The organism is Pseudomonas sp. GW823-FHT06B06 (assembly GCF_058795195.1).
On sequence record NZ_JBXAHO010000013.1, the window covers coordinates 44,446 to 60,979 of the forward strand.

Below are 16,534 nucleotides of genomic sequence, written 5' to 3' on the forward strand. Positions count from 1 at the left end.
GGAATGATTCTATGCTGACATTACCTCGTGATGTCAGGGTAGTCGCACTCATGAAAAGCAACCTCCCACGTAAGCAAAAAGGTGCCGTAGCGATTGAATTTGCCTTGGTGTTCGTGATCTTTTTTGCCGTGTTCTACGCGATTGTCACGTATAGCCTGCCGCTGTTGCTGATGCAGTCGTTCAACCAGTCGACCGCCGAAGCCGTGCGCCGTAGCGTGGCCCTGGACCCGAACACGCCCGGCTATGAGGCTGCGCTGAAAAACGTCGTCAAGCTGGAACTGACCCGGCAGTTGGCCTGGATTCCCGCCGGGCTGAATTTCGATGTCGCCACCGACACGACCACGACTTATACGGGCGGCGTGTTGAAGGTAGCCATCCACTATCCCTCGCAAAAGTTAAACGCGGTGATTCCGTTTCTGAACCTGCCGGGGATTGGCCCCATACCGAATTTGCCGGCGACGCTCACCGCCAGTTCGAGCCTGCAATTTTGAGTGCCGGGGATAAACTCTTCGGGCGCCTGCTCAATCGCCACCCGCCGGCACACCAGGAAATCGTGGAGCCCCCAAGCGTACTCAGTGTCGGCCTGCAGATACAGCTCGACGCCCAGGGTCGGGTGTTGCACCTGAGCGGCCCACTGCGGCATCTGCTGGCCCAGCAAGCCCCGGCGGCACAGCTTGCACATCTGCTGGATTTTCTCTTGCCCCATTGCAGCCTCGCCATCGAGGGCCCTCCCGCCGATTGGCGGGGTCAGCTTCTGGACCTGGACTTCTACAGCCTCAGCGGCTCGCCCCTGCACCTGCGTGGCTGGGTCCAGCCAATGGCCGACACTTGGTTGCTGCAGTTGCTGGACATCGGCGACTTGCTGCTTGAACGCCGACAAGCGCGCCTGCGCGAGCAGTGCCAGTTGCTCGCGGCGCAAATCGGTGAACAGTTGCGCCTGTGCAGCCTGATGCGCTTGCCCGACGTGCTGGTGGACCAACTGCAATCGCTGGCCCAACGCTTTCACATCCCCTGTATCGCCCTGGCGCTGCTCGATGAGCAGGAGGGCTGGCAGATTCACCAGCACTATGCCGGCTTTGACACGCCCAGCCTGTGGCACAACGGCCAGCGCCTGGGCACCGGTCTCGACAGTCTGGACGGCTCCACGCCGCATCACCTGAACCTGGCCGAGCACCCGCGCCTGCAAGGCACCTTTGGCAACACCGAGGGTTTCGCCGTGCCCTATCACGACGCTCAAGGCGTGGTGGCCTGGTTGCTCTGTGGCTGTTACACGGCCCATCAACAGGCCCCGGACGTCAGCGAGCGCGACTGGCTGCAGTTTGCCGCCGCCCTCGCCGGCCCCTTGCTTGCGCGCTTGCGCGAACATCGCCATCACCTGCAGCTGGAGCGCCTGGAGTCGTTGCAGGCGTTGCTCGGCACCGGCTGGTGGGAAATGTTCAACGACACCGAGGTGCAATTGGCCCCCTCCCTGGCCCGCGCCCTGCATCTTGACCAGGAACGTCTGCCGCTGCAGGACTGGCTCGCCCAAGTGCACCCCGCCGATCGCGAACAATTGCACAGCCGCCTGCAGGACTTGCGACTCGACGGCGCACCCCTGCTGTTGTGCGTGCGCCTGCACCGTGCCGACGGCGACACTCCACCGACCTGGTATCGCTTGCAAGGCCAGGCCTTGGGCGTCGGCAACCAACGGCGCCTGGTAGGATTCATGCTCGACATCAGCGACATCAAGAACCAGGAGCAACTCGCCGCTGCCGCGCATGCCCGGCTGGACAATCTGATCGCCAGTTCACCTGCGGTGATTTATGTGCAGCGCTATGTCGAAGGTGCGCTGCAACCGACCTTTTTCAGCGACAGCCTGCAACCCTTGCTGGGCTGGACGCTCGCTGACTGTGCCGGAGCGGCGTTGGTCGATCGCGTTCACCCCGAGGATCGCGAGCGTTATTTCGAACGCACCCGCCTGCTGTTGCGCGAAGGCTCGGTACGTGCACGTTATCGGCTGCGCGACAGTCGCGGCAATTACCACTGGCTGCTCGACGAAGCCAGGTTGCTGCGCGATGACCTGGGTTTGCCGGTGGAAGCCGTCGGCCTGTGGCTGGACGTCACCGATGCGACGCTGGCGGCCGAACACGTCAAGCAGAGCGAGGAGCGTTACCGGATATTGGTGGAGGACTCACCGGCCATGATCTGCCGTTACCGTCCGGACCTGACCCTGACCTTCGGCAACCGGCCGCTGGCGACCTACCTGGAATGTTCGCCCGAGGGTTTGCCGGGGGTTAACCTGGGCAGCTGGATGTCGGCGCAGCAGCGCGAGTCCTTCCTCCAGCGCCTGAGCCAATTGAGCCCGGAATTCCCGGTGAGCACGGCGGAAATCAATCTGCAATTACCCGGCCGGGAACACGCCTGGTGGGTCTGGTCGGATCGCGGAGTGTTCGACGAGCAAGGCCGCTTGCTGGAAGTGCAGGCCGTGGGTCGCGACAACACCGAAGTCCGGCGCGCCCAGCAACAGCTGACCCAAAGCGCGAAAATGGCCACATTGGGCGAGATGGCCACCGGCCTGGCCCATGAAATCAACCAGCCGCTGAACGTGATGCGCATGGCGATCATCAATGTGCTCAAGCGCCTGGGCAATGGCGACCTACAGATCGATTACCTGACCGACAAGCTCAACCGCATCGACGCTCAGGTCCAGCGCGCAGCGCGGGTGGTGGACCACATGCGCGTGTTCGGCCGCCGCTCGGACATCGAACAGCAACCGTTCAACCCGGCCCAGGCTATCGACGGCACCTTGTCGCTATTGGCCGAGGGGATGCGCGGCAAAGGGGTGGAACTGCGGGTCAGCGAGTGCGCTTTTGCGGTCCAGGTACGCGGGTATGTCGATCAGCTGGAACAAGTGTTGATCAACTTGATGGTCAACGCCCGGGATGCACTGCTCGGCAAGCGTGAGGCCGACGGTCAATTCAAACCGTGGATAGCGGTGTATACCGAACGCGATGAACACGCGGTGCGGCTGTGGGTGGAAGACAACGGCGGCGGCATCGATCCGCGCTTGCTGGAACGCATCTTCGAACCCTTCTTCACCACCAAGCCGGTGGGCGTCGGCACTGGGCTGGGGTTGTCTGTGAGCTACGGCATCGTGCAGAACATGGGGGGAACACTCAGCGTCAGAAACTCGGCCGAGGGCGCGCGGTTTTGCATCGAGCTGCCGATCGTGCCCGATGCTCAGATCACCAGCGATGCTCGGCCGGCGTGACAGCTGAGGTTGGCGCCGACTTCGACCTTGTTCAAGTCGATGCCCAGGCTCGCCAGCAGCGTGTTGATCAGGGTATCCAGCAACGGGCTGAGCACGGTGTTGATCGCATTGACCAGCGCGGTGGTGACGTCGTTCAAGAGGCTGCCCAGGCCACCGATGATGCTGCCCGACAGCCCATACATGTTCACGCCGAGGTCGCTGACGGTGGTGCTCAGGCTGTTGACGATGTTGTTGGTGGTGTAGGCGTAGAAAAACGGTGGCTGGTTGATTTCCGGCAGGTTGGCGGCAGCTGGTGCGGAATACACGTGGGGGATGTTGGCGTTTTGCGCTACCGCGGTATTGACCTGGATGCCGATGCCACCGCTCGGCCGATGGTTGTAGCAGACCGCCGGTAAAAACAGCAGTCGGTTGCAGGTTTGCACACCGACATAAATGACTTGTAGCGGGTTGACGATATTGGTCGGCGGGACCGTGGCGGAACCAAACACATCCTCCGGGGTGATCTGTCCGATTTTCAGCCCGATCAGCTTGGTCGTGGTGCTGGTGGTCAGGCTTTTATTCGTCGAGCTTATGCAGCTGTAAGCCGTGACATAACTCCAGGCACCGCCCGCTTCCAGAGCAACATCGAGCCGTATCGGCGGAGGCAGAAGCTTGACTTCCGTCGTGTCACACGGTGCACCCAAGCCGCACGTCAGCAACTTGTGCAGTTGCAGGCCCAGCAAGTCTTTCAGAAAGTCGGTCAGCGACGTAGCAAGGTCAAGTACGGCATTGACCAATGGCGTGATGGCGTCCAGTACCGGCAGGTCAATGGACAACAACGTCTTGACCTGGGCGGTTCGAACATAAATGCGGTCAGGCCCCAAAGGTGCCTGGGCCGCCTTTTTCGGATTGCCCACGGCCGACAATTGCGGTGGCTGCATCACCTGCACCCGCGCAGTGATCTGCGCCAGGCCCGCGAGGTTGATCGGCAGGGTCGCCACCAGGCCGTTCTGCTTGTTGGCCAACTGCACGACGCCTTCAATCAGGTCGAAAGCCTTGAGGTTCACTGCCAGGGCCGAGATGTCACTGCCACTTTCGACGTGCAGCAAGTCGCCCAGCACCACGCTGGTCGCACCGGCAGCCAGTTTCAGCGCCTTCAGGCTGACGATCGTGGCACTCGCTGCCAGAGTGCCATTGGGGTCCAGGACATTGATGGCGGCCTGGATCAACTGGCTGACGGTGATGCTGTTGGACAGCACCTGGTCGTAGCCTACGGCGGTCAGGCCGAGGTCGACTTTCAGGCGATTGAGGTAGCTGAGCAGGCTGATGTTGCTGTTGACCAAGCCATTCCAGCCTGCGGCATTGATCGTCACGTTGCCTCCCAGCAAGCCACCGAACAGCAAACTGGTAATGGCTGCCTTGCTGGTATCGAATGTCAGCACAGTGCTGCGGATGGTCAGTGCTGCCAGCGGCGGCGGGAGCGCGGCGACCGCTGTGGCCTTCAGGTTCAGGGTCGAGCCAGCAGGGGCACCGCCAAACAGAGCACCAATGCCGCCCGCAAAACTTTGCGGCACGACGTGGCTGGCGATGACCTGGATCGCTTCACTTTTGCCAGGGTCGACGGAAAATATCCGCAGGCTGTTGGCATCCAGGGTCAGCGCACCGCAGCTAACCACCAGTGCACGCCCGTCGCTGGGCAGAGTGAAGCCGTTGCGCTGGGCACTGGCGGTGGCATAGCTGGTCGCGGTCGCACCCGTGGAACAATCACCACCCCGCGTGGCGGCTTCAAGTGCGGCCATGTCGGCGATGCGCTGCAGGTTGCGCTTTTCCAGGTAGAGCCGGCCGCTGTCGATCACCAGCAACATGAACGCCAAGGCCAGCGCCAAGGTAACGGCCGCCATCAAGCCAATGGCCCCTGTTTGTCGGGCAGGGCCGCGAAACTGCATGCGGGGCGACATCGCGCACTCCTTTGCCGGCGCACGGCCGAACGTAACCTCCGTGGGTGTAAGGCAGTGTAGACAAGGGATGGCGTGACTGCTGGCAACTCGCCACCACCTGTAGGGGGTGTTAATTGGGTGTTTTCACCGGCGGGGTGGGTAGTTGGCCAGAATCCTCGTGACCGTTTCGTGTATCGCATTACTGCGGTCTGTCGGATTCGGCGTGCGGCTGAGCATCTGTTCGTCACTGCCGCGCCAGACCAGCTTGCCGTCCTTGCCGTCGAGCAGGTCGATCTGGATCGTCGCGACCTTGTAGGACACCAGGCGGGTTTCGTTGTACATCGGTGCGCCATAGTAGCCGTACCAAGGGTAACCCCAACCGCCGCCGTAGTTGGTCGTCACCTGTTGCTGGCGATCCTCGACTATCAGGTAAGCCTGCACATTCACATCCCCCCTGGCGCCGGCGCCCGCCTGACGCAGGCCACGTTGCTCGAGCTGATCGGCCACCGAATCGCGCACACGCTGTTCGGTCAGGTCGCTCTTGATTCTGGGGTCATCGGGACGGTATTGCAGCGCCGGTTCTTTCCAGCTCCAGCTGTGATACGCGGCAAAATCGCGGCTGGCATCGAAGTCATGATTGACCTGGTTGGCGGCGCAGGCACTGAGCAGCACGGCCACTGCCAGTAAAGCGAGACGGCGGAACATGGCGATTCTCCGGTAGAAGACATGAACCTGCGAAATGCTTCTGGACTACAGGAAGCTAACTAGGAGGATACGCCGACATTGCCTTTTCTACAGCCTCCCGTATGGCATCGACACGCTCGCCCTCGCTGCCCCGGTTGCTGGTTTCAGCGCTCGAACTCCAAACCGGTTCACCGTTTTGCGCGTCGTACAGGTCAACGTGAACCACCACGACCTGTTCCTCATAAGTGCGCACAATCGGAATGCTGCCGTACATGCCGTAACCCGGGCCATAACCATAGCGGTTATAGCCGCCGTAACCGCCGTAGTAGCCGTAATCGTCCTGGACCTGACGCAAGCGTGTTTCCAAACGCAGGTCTGCGCTGACGAACAGATCCGCCGGCCGGTTGTCACGCAGGGGCCGCAGGCCGCGTTGATCCAGCGCACTGCTGACGGCATCGGCGACCTGCGCCGAGTCCGCCCACGCGGTGCCCGGCGGCATTTGCCCGTTGAGCCAGGCCCAGCTGCGATAACGCCCGTAGTCTCGCGGTGGCGCCGGGTAGGCGCTGCGATCAAAGGTACTGGCCGCCTGAGGTGGCGCTGGCGGCAAAGGCCTGGAACTTGCCACGTACGGATTGCTGCCCTGGCAGGCCGCCAGGCCCAGGCAGATCAACAGCAACCCTGCACGACTTTTCATTTCGAACTCCGATCAGACCGGCCGACAGATCCAGTGCAAGTAACGCCCCAGCCCGGCAAAGGCTGGATGGCGCCGATGGGCCAGCTCCATTTCGAGCAGGTCCGACAGCTCAGCGCGGGCCTGGAACTCCACCGGCATGTAATCGTGAAAAACCCGAACGCCACTCTGGCTTTCGACCTGCCACAGCCCCTCAAGTTGCGCTGCCAACTCTCGTGGGTCCAGGGGCTGTTGCGGAGTCAGGCTCTGCTTCTCGCCGGCCATGTCATTCTTGCGCATCTTGCGGAAATGGCCCTTGAGCAAGTTGCGATAAATCAGTGCGTCGCGGTTGTAGAAGGCCAGGGATAGCCAACCATCGGCCTTGGTCAACTGGTGCAGTACCGGCAGGATGGCGTGCGGTTCGGCCAGCCATTCAAGCACGGCATGACACAACACCAGGTCGTAGCGTTCGGTGAGCTGACCGGGCAGTTCCTGCCAGGGCGCCTGGATAAAGGTCGCATTCTGTTCCGCATCGGCAAAGCGCTGGCGGGCGCCCTCGAGCATCGGTTCGGCGGGCTCGGCCAGGGTCACCTGATGACCACGCTGGGCCAGCCACAACGACATGTGGCCCAGGCCCGCGCCAATATCCAGGACCCGCAGTGGCCGATCCGGCAGGGCTTCGGCCAGATCGGCCTGCAGCACCGCCAGGCGAATCGCGCCTTTGGCGCCGCCGTAGATTTTTTCGGCGAAACGCGTCGCCAGTTGATCGAAATGACGGTCGCTCATCAGCCGAACCTCCGCTCGCTGTCCGCCAGCTTGCTGCGTACAACGTCATTCATGTCCAGCCCCAGTTCGCTGCACAGCAACAACAGGTAGAGCACGATATCGCCGATTTCCTGCCCGGCATGGGCCAGCTTGTCAGCCGGCAGCTGCCGTGACTGGTCTTCGCTCAGCCACTGGAAAATCTCCACCAGCTCGGACATTTCGACACTCGCGGCCATGGCCAGGTTTTTCGGGCTGTGAAATTGCCGCCAGTCATTGCGATCACGGATAGCGTGCAGGCGTTCGGTCAGTTCAACAAGGTTCATCGGGCTCTCCTGAAGACGTATAGCTTCGGGGGGATGACGGGGGAAGGCAAGTGCCTGGCAGCATTGTCGGTCTTTGCACCATAATCATTCGATGGCGTGATTCGTGGCGCCTGTGAAAATTCGCGGCAAGTCGAACCGTCGCTCCGCAGCTCCTACAGACAGGACGTTCATTTCATGCAGGTAGAAGGTTTTTTCGAATGGCTTGGCCAGGTCCTCGGCTCAATCATCCGCTTCATCGTTGATGGCCTCAGCGGTCTGTTCCAACTGGTGAGTCGCGCGAGCAGCCATTTTGTCGAGGGCTTGTCCGAGGCACTGGGCATGGACACGTCGATCATCAGCATCATCACCCTGATCGTCGGGTTGGTGTTGTTATGGTCGGCCATTCGCGCGTTCATGAACGCCGCGTTTATCATGGGGATCATCTGGTTGATGCTGGGGTTGTGGTTGCTCAGCTGGATCATGCACTGACCCCACCCCCCCTGTGGGAGCGAGCCTGCTCGCGAAGATGGCGCGACATTCGACATTGATGTAGTTCAAAGACCGCCTTCGCGAGCAGGCTCGCCCCTGCAATGGATCGCGGCAGATTCCAAATGTGTCGCTACAATGCCTGCTCCCCAAGGAGCCTGCATGTCCAACCTGATCGCCGACTGGCGCGACCGCCCAACCCATCGTCGGGTCTGGGCGCTGGCTGCGCCGATGATTCTCTCGAACATTTCCGTACCGCTGGTGGCGCTGGTCGACAGCACCGTCATTGGCCATCTGCCTCACGCCCATCAACTCGGGGCCGTGGCGGTCGGGGCCAGCCTCTATACCTTCCTCGCCTGGGCGATGGGTTTTCTGCGCATGGGCTCCACCGGGTTTGCCGCCCAGGCCGCAGGGCGCGGGGATGGCGCGGCGCTGCGGCAGATTCTGTTGCAGGGCCTGCTGCTGGCCATGGGGCTGGCGGTGGTGCTGGGTGCCTTGGGCGTGCCGTTGAGCGGGGTTGCGTTGCACTTCATGCAACCGTCGGCGGAACTGGACCAGATGACCCGCGAGTTTTTCCACACTCGCTTGTTCGGCCTGCCGGCGGCACTGGCCAGCTATGCGCTGGTCGGCTGGTTTCTCGGCACGCAGAACGCCCGCGCGCCGCTGGCGATCCTGTTGAGCACCAATCTGGTCAACATTGCCCTTAACCTGTGGTTTGTCCTTGGCCTGGAATGGGGGGTGGTGGGCGCGGCCCGGGCTTCGGTGATCGCCGAATGGACCGGCGCGCTGATCGGCCTGATGATGACGCGCCAGGCCCTGCGCGCTTATCCCGGCCATATCGTCTGGGCCACCCTGGCACTCTGGCAGAGTTGGCGACCGCTGTTGGCGGTCAACCGAGACATTTTCATCCGCAGCCTGGCGCTACAGTCGGTGTTTTTCCTGATCACCGTGCAAGGCGCCCGGCTGGGCGATGCGACCGTTGCCGCCAACGCCCTGCTGCTCAACGGCTTGCTGCTGACCGCCCACGCACTCGACGGACTGGCACATGCCGTGGAAGCCCTGTGCGGACACGCCATCGGCGCGCGCGACCGCAATGCCCTGCGCCGCTCCCTGGTGGTGGCCTGCGGTTGGTCCTTGTTGGCGAGCCTGGGCTTTGCCGGCTTGTTCCTGTTTGCCGGACACCTGTTCATCCAGATGCAAACCGACATAACCAGCGTGCGCGACACTGCTTTCCTGTACCTGCCCTATCTTGCAGTGCTACCGCTGATCGCCGTCTGGAGCTACCTGCTCGATGGGTTATTCATCGGCGCCACCCGTGCCAGGGAAATGCGCAACGGCATGCTGCTGACAGTGGTACTGCTGCTGCCGTTCGCCTGGGCGCTGCAGGGTTATGGCAACCATGGCTTGTGGATAACCTTTCTGCTGTTCATGTTGCTGCGCAGCCTGACGCTCGGCTTGATTGCCTGGCGCCTGCGCCAGAACGATGGCTGGTTCGCCCGCGCTCACTGAGCCAGTGGCATCTACAGCATCGGCTCAGGTTGAGCCGTCCTGCCATAGCTTGCGGACACTATCGAGGCGCTCCTGTTGGGTACCGCCCGATAATGGTTGCACCAGCCAGGCGTCGGGGTATTGCAGGCGCAGCCATATCCAGTCGTCGAGCACCGGGCGCTCGCTGAAGCCCAATGCCAGCCCCTCTTCCAGATGGTCCCACAGACGCGTGAAATCAGCGCCCGTGGACCGATTCCAGCGCCAGGCATGGTGTTCCAGCAGGCACGTCTGCAGTTTTTCCCGCTGCCGTGGGCTCAGATCCTCATCGACCTCCAGAGGGCGCACATCAAGCCCCGGGTTGAGCAACTGCTGCCAGCCCTGACAGCCGAGCGCGCGGTCTGCCCAGGTTCCGCCGAACCAGCGCAATTGACTGATAGGCCCTAACCAGCGACTGAGTTCCTCGGCATCGCAGGCATCAAAAAAATAACTGGCGGTGTTCGGGTTGAAGTAACTCAACAAGGCGCGGTGATGCAGGTTGAACGAGACGCTGAGCATGCGCCGCAGATGCGCCAGCAATGTCGACGCCGTCGCCTCGCTGAACATCAGCAACCCAGGCCAGCGCTGCCCATCGACGCGGTACAGATCGGCCAGGGCCGGGCAGCTCTGCAGATCGATGAGTACCGGCCCCTGCTCCTGCAGTGCCTGCCACTCGGTGTCTTCGAACAACCAGAACCTACCGGCCTGAGCAAACGTTTCCTGCAGGGTCACGCCCACCTGCGGTGCGCCCGGCATGTCCAGTAACAACCATTGCGGGTTCGCAACGGTTGCCTGTACCGCGCTCATGCCGCACCGCTCTGGCCAAGGCGCGGCGCCGTGCGACAGATGCAGAGCGCCTGGGCGCAATGATTGAAACTGCCACCACCGGGCAACAGGCACAGCAACATCAGGGGCTCGCCCGAACACAACCACTGTTGCACTCCGTCGAGCGGGCAATCTTCGAGAACAGATGTGGCAGGATCCTGCACCTCGTTTACTTCGACACTGGCGGGGCCGTGCAGAAACCCGGTGATCAACGGTCGATCCGGATCACCTTCGGTGAAGCTCACCACCACCTCCGTGCCTTCAGCCAACCGTGGGCTGGCCGCAACGTTCAGTGGCGCAGCCAATGGCAGCCAGCAGTGGCTGGATGCCGCGCCCTCCCCCTGGTAAACCCAGTCAAACTGCACCGCCACAGGCCTGGATGGATCAGGTTGCGGCTCATCGACATCGACCACCCATGCCCGTTGCAGGCTGTGCATCCTGGGCTTCAGCGCCACCTGTGGCGTTTCAAGGGGCAACACCCACTGCTCCGCCCGCAGCGTATTGCTATAGGTCTGGCTCGCCGCCTGTTCGCCTTGATGCTCGATATGGGTCACCAACCATGGTTGATTCCATTCGGGAACCGGGTGCCCGGACAGCGGCATGAGCTGGCCGCTGCGCAGCGTCGTCAGGTCAGAACCACACTCCACGCGCTGCGCCGCGCCATCGGTACAGCGCATGACCTCGAAACGACGAACTGCCGGTTGCCCGCCCATCGCACGGAAGACCGCCGCCTCAGCGACCTGAAAATTCCCTGGCCCCTCGCCGATCACCACGCAATGTCCATCCGCCCGGTGTTCGAAGTGATAGTGCAACCGCTCATGGGCGCAAAGGCGCTGAAGAAACTGCAGGTCCGATTCCCGGTACTGCGTGCAGAAATCACGGGGTGGGTAATCGCCAGCCAATTCGAGGCGTCGATCCTGATCGACAATGCCGTGCTCCCTGAGCACCTGATCAAGTATCTGCGGCACTGAGCGACCGCTGAAAATGCGCTGGCTGTAGCGCCGGGCCAGACAGGCGAGTTTCGGCCCCAGCCGAACCTGACAGAGCCTGACCCCCAAACCATGTTCACGCTGGACCAGTTCGTGCAGCTGCCCATGGATGACGTTTCCCTCCGGCCCGAATAGCAAGGAGGCCGAACGGTACAGCAAGCCGGCGAGATCGAGCGTCGGGTCTTCGATCAGCAGGTCCACGTCGAACACGAAAGGCTCGCTGATGGATTCTCTACCGGCAAAGGACAGAACCTCGAAGGCATTGGACAGACCTGCTACGTCCAGACGAAATGACGATTCGTTGGCTGGATCGACCATGGGCATTTCTCTACAGGAGGGACAGCCGGGGATTCTCGCCGAGAGAGATGGCCGAGTAGAGAGGCGAAGTACAACTTAGGAAAAGACCTACGCGAAAAGAGGACGAAATCCCTTGGACGGCCGATACGCGATCTTTTTCGCAGGAAAAAAGAGAAATGCCCCACCGGGTTATCTGAAATTTCCTCAGCAAAAGGTAAATTTTCAGACAACCCGATGAGCGCAGTACTTACCTCAGGAAGACAGGTAAGAGGAACGGGTCAGGCCCAGACGCAAGGCATCGAGGAACTGGGTGCGCTCGCTGGCACTGATGCGAGCACTGGCGCACTTGTCGCGGTAGTGGGTCATCAGTTCTTCTGGCGACAAGTGCACGTAGCGCAGCATGTCTTCGATGGTGTCGTGGGTCTCGATACCGGCGTGGTACACGCTGCCGTCAGCGTTCTGGTAGATGTTCACCGAGTCGGTGTCACCGAACAGGTTGTGCATGTCGCCGAGGATTTCCTGGTAGGCGCCGACCAGGAACACACCCAGCAGGTAGTCCTCGCCTTCGTTCAGGGCATGCACCGGCAAGCTGGTTTCGATGCTCTGCTCGTCGACGTACTGGTTGATCTTGCCGTCGGAGTCGCAGGTCAGGTCCTGCAGTACGGCGCGACGCAGTGGCTCTTCGTCCAGGCGATGCAGCGGGATGATCGGCAGTACCTGGTCGATGGCCCAGGTGTCCGGCAGGCTCTGGAACACCGAGAAGTTGCAGATGTACTTGTCGGCCAGCTTGTCGTTGAGCTCGTCGAGCACCTGACGGTGGGAACGCTGACGCGCCTTCAACGAGTTGTGCAGGCGACGGCACACGGCGAAGTAGCACTGCTCGGCCAGGGCTTTTTCGGCCAGGGTCAGCTTGCCGTCGGCGTACTGGGCGGCGACATCGCTCATGTAGTGCGTGGCGCGCCAGTAGGTTTCGGTGACCATCTCGATGTCGGTCGGGCCCAGCAGGTCCACCAGCCACTGCACGGTTTCCGGCAGTGCTTCCTTGTTCTCGATCTGTGGCACGTCGTCGTTGTGCTTCTCGACGTCCGTCACCTGGATCACCAGCATGGCATGGTGGGCAGTCAGGGAACGGCCGCTTTCGGAGAAAATGTTCGGGTGCGGCAGGCTCTGCGCATCGCAGAATTCCTTGAGCATGCCGACCACGACACCGGCGTAATCGTCCATGTCGTAGTTGATCGAGCTGGCGTTACGCGAGTGCGTACCGTCGTAGTCCACGCCCAGGCCACCACCGACGTCGATGTGATCCACCGGCAGGCCGAGGTTACGCAATTCGCCGTAGTAACGAATCGCTTCCTTGAAACCATGTTGGTAGTCGGCCAGGTTGGCGATCTGCGAGCCCATGTGGAAATGCAGCAGGCGGATGCCCTGGTCCAGGCCCGCGGCGCGGAAACGCTCGACCACCGACAGCAATTGCGCCGCCGACAGGCCGAACTTGGATTTCTCGCCACCGGTGTCTGCCCACTTGGACGAGGCCAGGGACGACAGGCGCACGCGCAGGCCAACCTGTGGCTTGACCTTGAGCGAGGCGGCTTCTTCGATCACCAGGCCGACTTCGGATTCTTTCTCGATCACGATGAACACGTTGTGGCCGAGCTTCTGGCCCATCAGCGCCAGACGGATGAACTCGCGGTCCTTGTAGCCGTTGCAAACGATGGTGCCACCCTTCGGCGCCAGCGCCAGCACTGCCAACAGCTCAGGCTTGGAGCCGGCTTCCAGGCCGATGGAGACGTTCTGGGTGGCGATGATGTTCTCGATCACCGCTTCCTGCTGGTTGACCTTGATAGGGTACAGCGCGGTGTACTTGCTCTGGTATTCCAGGCGCTCGATGTTGGCGTCGAACGCACCGGTGAGCTGACGCACGCGGTCTTGCAGGATGTCCGGGAACCGAACCAGCAATGGCAAGGACAAGCCGCTCTTGCGCAACTGGTCGACTTGCTCGAACAGATCGATTGGTGAACTGCTCGGACCGTTGGGACGAACTTCGACGCGACCGGCGTCATTGATCGCGAAATACCCGGCCCCCCAATGGCGAATCCCGTAAACACTGCGGCTGTCCGCAACTGTCCATTGGCTGCCATCGTCTTTGCGTGTGCGTCTTACGGACATTGAAGTCCCCTATAAAGAAGTCATAGTGCGTCGCCTGGTGTCAGGCCGGCGCAGTCTAAAGAATGAAAATGACGGTTCGTCAACGAAGGGATAGACCTCGCCGACCGCAGTGAGTTTAGAAACCGGTCATGAACAGGCTCTGTGAAAACCATGGTGACGACGCCAGGCCTGCAGTCAGGCAGGTCTGGATCAAGCCGCGGGTGGTTTTCACAGAAGCTGCTAGCCGCCGGACTTCTTTGCCTTGAATCCGTGCTTGATCAGCTCTGCCAAGAGTAGCTCGACATGATCGCCCTGGATTTCAATGATCCCGTCTTTCAACGCTCCACCGGTACCACAGCGTTTTTTCAACGTGGTCGCCAGTTCCTTGAGTGCGTCTTCGGCCAAGGGCACGCCGGTGATGGTGGTCACCGTCTTGCCGCCACGGCCCTTGCTTTCGCGGCGCACGCGAGCAATGCCGTCGCCGGCCGGGATAACGGTCTGTTTGCAGATGCAGGCGTCTACCGGTTTACTGCATTCCGGGCAATGACGACCTGCGTCGGTGGAAAATACCAAGCCACCAAGGGCGGCGAAGGATGCGGCTTTTTTGGCCACCGGCAATCCTCTTGGGAGGACAAAGACTGGTCGCGGCAACCTGGGCAGGTGCCATCGACCGCGAAGCCCCACTCAGGCAGGGGCAGCGCTACTGAAACGGTAAGCTTCCTTGTAGGAGCTGACGAGTGCAACGAGGCTGCGATCTTTTGATGTTGAATTAAAAGCAACGTCAAAAGATCGCAGCCTGCGGCAGCTCCTACAAACAGCAATACCGGTTCAGTTTGAAAAGGTCGCGCAGTGTAACGGCAAAAACGCCGATTGCTAAGAGCCAATCGGCGCCAATTTATGCCTCTTTTGCGACGTCTTCGCCACGGGCACGGAGATAGCGTTTCAACGCCGCCAAAGAGTCCGGGCAGTAAGGCTTTTGCTCGATATCCCGTAGCACCTGCTCGATGGGCATGAAGCACGCTTCCAGCACCTCTTCCGGCTGCAGGATCAGCGGGCCGTCCCACACTGCCGAAAATGCCGAACACCAGAGGCGATTGCCAGTGTCCTCGAAGAAAAAATGGTCATGAACGGTCAACTCCACCCCGCTCACCCCCAGCTCCTCTTCCAGTTCCCGGGCGGCCGACTCGGCATAGGTTTCACTGGCGAGCACCATGCCGCCCGCCGCCACGTCCCAATAACCGGGATAGATCGCCTTGCTCAGGGTGCGCCGGTGCACGCAAAGCTCTCCGGCGGAGTTGAACAACATGATGTAGGTACCGCGCCCGATAAGCCCGCGTTCGCGCAAGTCGGACCGGACCAGGGCGCCGAGCAGATTGTCCTGCTCGTCGACCCAGGCGATCTCTTCGGCATCCGAGGCCGCTCGATGGGCGGCCTCGCGCAGGTTATCGATGGAGCTATCGGCCATGGCTCAGCCCTGATTCAGCAATTGACGCAAATCGATGACCGCCGCGTTAGCCCGCGAGATGTAGTTGGCCATCACCAGCGAGTGGTTGGCCAGCACGCCGAAACCGCTGCCATTGAGGATCATCGGGCTCCAGACCGCTTCCTGCGACGCTTCCAGTTCACGAATGATCTGGCGCACGCTGACCGTGGCGTTCTTCTTGGCCAGCACATCGGCGAAGTCCACTTCAATGGCACGCAGCAAATGCGACAAAGCCCAGGCCTGGCCGCGGGCTTCGTAGAACACGTTGTCGATCTGCAGCCACGGGGTTTCGACGATCTCTTCATCAACCTGCGGCACCTGCCCAGGGGCCACCACTTCGGTCTTCAGCGCAGTGTTGAGCTTCACCCGGCCAACACTGGCCGACAGGCGTTGCGACAGCGAACCCAGGCGGGTACCGACATCACCCAGCCAGTTGTTCAGGTTATCGGCACGGGCATAGAACAGTGCGCTCTTCTGGTTCGGATCGGACAGGCGAGTCTGATAGCGAGTCAGGGAGTTGATGCCTTCCTGGAACTCAGACTCACTGGATGGCAGCACCCAGCTTTTATTGTCGAAGTTGAAGCGCGGCTCGGCCTTGGCCAGGTCGGCGTCTTCGGTGGACTGCGATTGCGAACGGGCAAAGTCTTTGCGCAGCGCCCGGCTCAGATCGCGCACCTGCACCAGCACGCCGTATTCCCAGCTTGGCATGTTGTCCATCCACAGGCCTGGCGGCAGGCGGTCGTTGGAAATATAGCCGCCTGGTTTGTTCAGCAGGGTCCCGGCGACACTCTTGAGGGTTTCCACCGTGGTGTAGCCGACCACCATCTGCTTGCCGTCTCTTTCAGCGGCCAACTGCGCATTCTGCTGCACCGGAAACAGGGCAGGTTCCGCGCTCCAGTACCAACCCAGAGCAATCGTCACCAGCAGGTAGATGCCAATCAACGTGGCCAGCGCCCGGCTGAACACCAGGCCGCCCAAATAACTGCGGGTGGCCGACTTCGGTTCAGCGGCACGTTCAGGCGCGCTACCGGCGCGGTTCTTCCAGTCCAGCATGGCGATATCCTTTCAATTACTTGAGTTCATCGATTCGACCACAACCATACAACAACGTGCCTTTTCCCGGCACCCGCCGTTGGCTTTACAGCGAAATTTATCTCACTACGACTAAGGGAATCCCCTAGCTCGCCAAGACTGGAAA

15 protein-coding genes are annotated in these 16,534 nt (G+C 61.3%); 4 read left to right on the top strand and 11 right to left on the bottom strand.

Going from position 1 to position 16,534, the window contains the following annotated elements:
• Nucleotides 1–50: 50 nt before the first annotated feature.
• On the top strand, nt 51–491 hold the full coding sequence (locus tag AC1Q8Q_RS14170) for a TadE/TadG family type IV pilus assembly protein (protein WP_020797537.1): 441 nt from the start codon (nt 51–53) through the stop codon (nt 489–491).
• Nucleotides 488–3,250 (top strand): PAS domain-containing sensor histidine kinase, encoded by a 2,763-nt coding sequence (locus AC1Q8Q_RS14175; protein ID WP_492615169.1) that lies wholly within the window; start codon nt 488–490, stop codon nt 3,248–3,250. Before AC1Q8Q_RS14170 ends, AC1Q8Q_RS14175 begins: the two co-directional genes overlap by 4 nt.
• On the opposite strand, the gene AC1Q8Q_RS14180 is transcribed toward AC1Q8Q_RS14175, so the two are convergent.
• The 5 genes from AC1Q8Q_RS14180 to AC1Q8Q_RS14200 all read right to left on the bottom strand — a co-directional run bounded on the left by AC1Q8Q_RS14180 (nt 3,220) and on the right by AC1Q8Q_RS14200 (nt 7,608).
• Entirely contained in the window at nt 3,220–5,187 is a 1,968-nt protein-coding gene (locus AC1Q8Q_RS14180) for a pilus assembly protein TadG-related protein (RefSeq protein WP_168757176.1), read from the bottom strand. The genes AC1Q8Q_RS14175 and AC1Q8Q_RS14180 overlap by 31 nt on opposite strands.
• A 123-nt stretch (nt 5,188–5,310) precedes the next feature.
• On the bottom strand, nt 5,311–5,871 hold the full coding sequence (locus tag AC1Q8Q_RS14185; RefSeq protein WP_020797541.1) for a DUF4136 domain-containing protein: 561 nt from the start codon (nt 5,869–5,871) through the stop codon (nt 5,311–5,313).
• Between the two features lie 55 nt (nt 5,872–5,926).
• Nucleotides 5,927–6,544 (bottom strand): DUF4136 domain-containing protein, encoded by a 618-nt coding sequence (locus tag AC1Q8Q_RS14190; RefSeq protein WP_033044797.1) that lies wholly within the window; start codon nt 6,542–6,544, stop codon nt 5,927–5,929.
• Between the two features lie 12 nt (nt 6,545–6,556).
• Nucleotides 6,557–7,306 (bottom strand): methyltransferase domain-containing protein, encoded by a 750-nt coding sequence (locus tag AC1Q8Q_RS14195; RefSeq protein ID WP_020797543.1) that lies wholly within the window; start codon nt 7,304–7,306, stop codon nt 6,557–6,559.
• Nucleotides 7,306–7,608 carry a MazG-like family protein gene (locus AC1Q8Q_RS14200; RefSeq protein ID WP_020797544.1) on the bottom strand — a complete coding sequence of 101 codons (303 nt, stop codon included), beginning with the start codon at nt 7,606–7,608 and terminating at the stop codon, nt 7,306–7,308. The genes AC1Q8Q_RS14195 and AC1Q8Q_RS14200 overlap by 1 nt, the downstream gene beginning before the upstream one ends.
• A gap of 174 nt (nt 7,609–7,782) precedes the next feature.
• On the opposite strand from AC1Q8Q_RS14200, the gene AC1Q8Q_RS14205 reads away from it, so the two are divergent.
• Together AC1Q8Q_RS14205 and AC1Q8Q_RS14210 are read left to right on the top strand one after the other, a co-directional pair.
• Nucleotides 7,783–8,076: a hypothetical protein gene (locus AC1Q8Q_RS14205; RefSeq protein WP_020797545.1), complete on the top strand. Its 294-nt coding sequence runs from the start codon at nt 7,783–7,785 to the stop codon at nt 8,074–8,076.
• Between the two features lie 159 nt (nt 8,077–8,235).
• Complete coding sequence (locus tag AC1Q8Q_RS14210) at nt 8,236–9,582, top strand: MATE family efflux transporter (protein ID WP_020797546.1); 1,347 nt, start codon at nt 8,236–8,238, stop codon at nt 9,580–9,582.
• 24 nt (nt 9,583–9,606) lie between these two features.
• On the opposite strand, the gene AC1Q8Q_RS14215 is transcribed toward AC1Q8Q_RS14210, so the two are convergent.
• From AC1Q8Q_RS14215 to AC1Q8Q_RS14240, 6 genes are all read right to left on the bottom strand, one after another.
• Nucleotides 9,607–10,404: a DUF4123 domain-containing protein gene (locus AC1Q8Q_RS14215; protein ID WP_020797547.1), complete on the bottom strand. Its 798-nt coding sequence runs from the start codon at nt 10,402–10,404 to the stop codon at nt 9,607–9,609.
• The gene (locus AC1Q8Q_RS14220; protein ID WP_020797548.1) at nt 10,401–11,729 is read right to left on the bottom strand and encodes a type VI secretion system Vgr family protein; all 1,329 of its coding nucleotides are present in this window, start codon (nt 11,727–11,729) and stop codon (nt 10,401–10,403) included. Before AC1Q8Q_RS14220 ends, AC1Q8Q_RS14215 begins: the two co-directional genes overlap by 4 nt.
• A gap of 231 nt (nt 11,730–11,960) precedes the next feature.
• Complete coding sequence (gene speA / locus AC1Q8Q_RS14225; RefSeq protein ID WP_020797549.1) at nt 11,961–13,874, bottom strand: arginine decarboxylase; 1,914 nt, start codon at nt 13,872–13,874, stop codon at nt 11,961–11,963.
• 219 nt (nt 13,875–14,093) lie between these two features.
• Entirely contained in the window at nt 14,094–14,465 is a 372-nt protein-coding gene (locus tag AC1Q8Q_RS14230) for a translation initiation factor Sui1 (protein ID WP_007914613.1), read from the bottom strand.
• A 283-nt stretch (nt 14,466–14,748) separates the two neighbouring features.
• Nucleotides 14,749–15,318: an NUDIX hydrolase gene (locus tag AC1Q8Q_RS14235; RefSeq protein ID WP_020797550.1), complete on the bottom strand. Its 570-nt coding sequence runs from the start codon at nt 15,316–15,318 to the stop codon at nt 14,749–14,751.
• Between the two features lie 3 nt (nt 15,319–15,321).
• The gene (locus AC1Q8Q_RS14240) at nt 15,322–16,389 is read right to left on the bottom strand and encodes a DUF2333 family protein (protein WP_020797552.1); all 1,068 of its coding nucleotides are present in this window, start codon (nt 16,387–16,389) and stop codon (nt 15,322–15,324) included.
• Nucleotides 16,390–16,534: the final 145 nt, after the last annotated feature.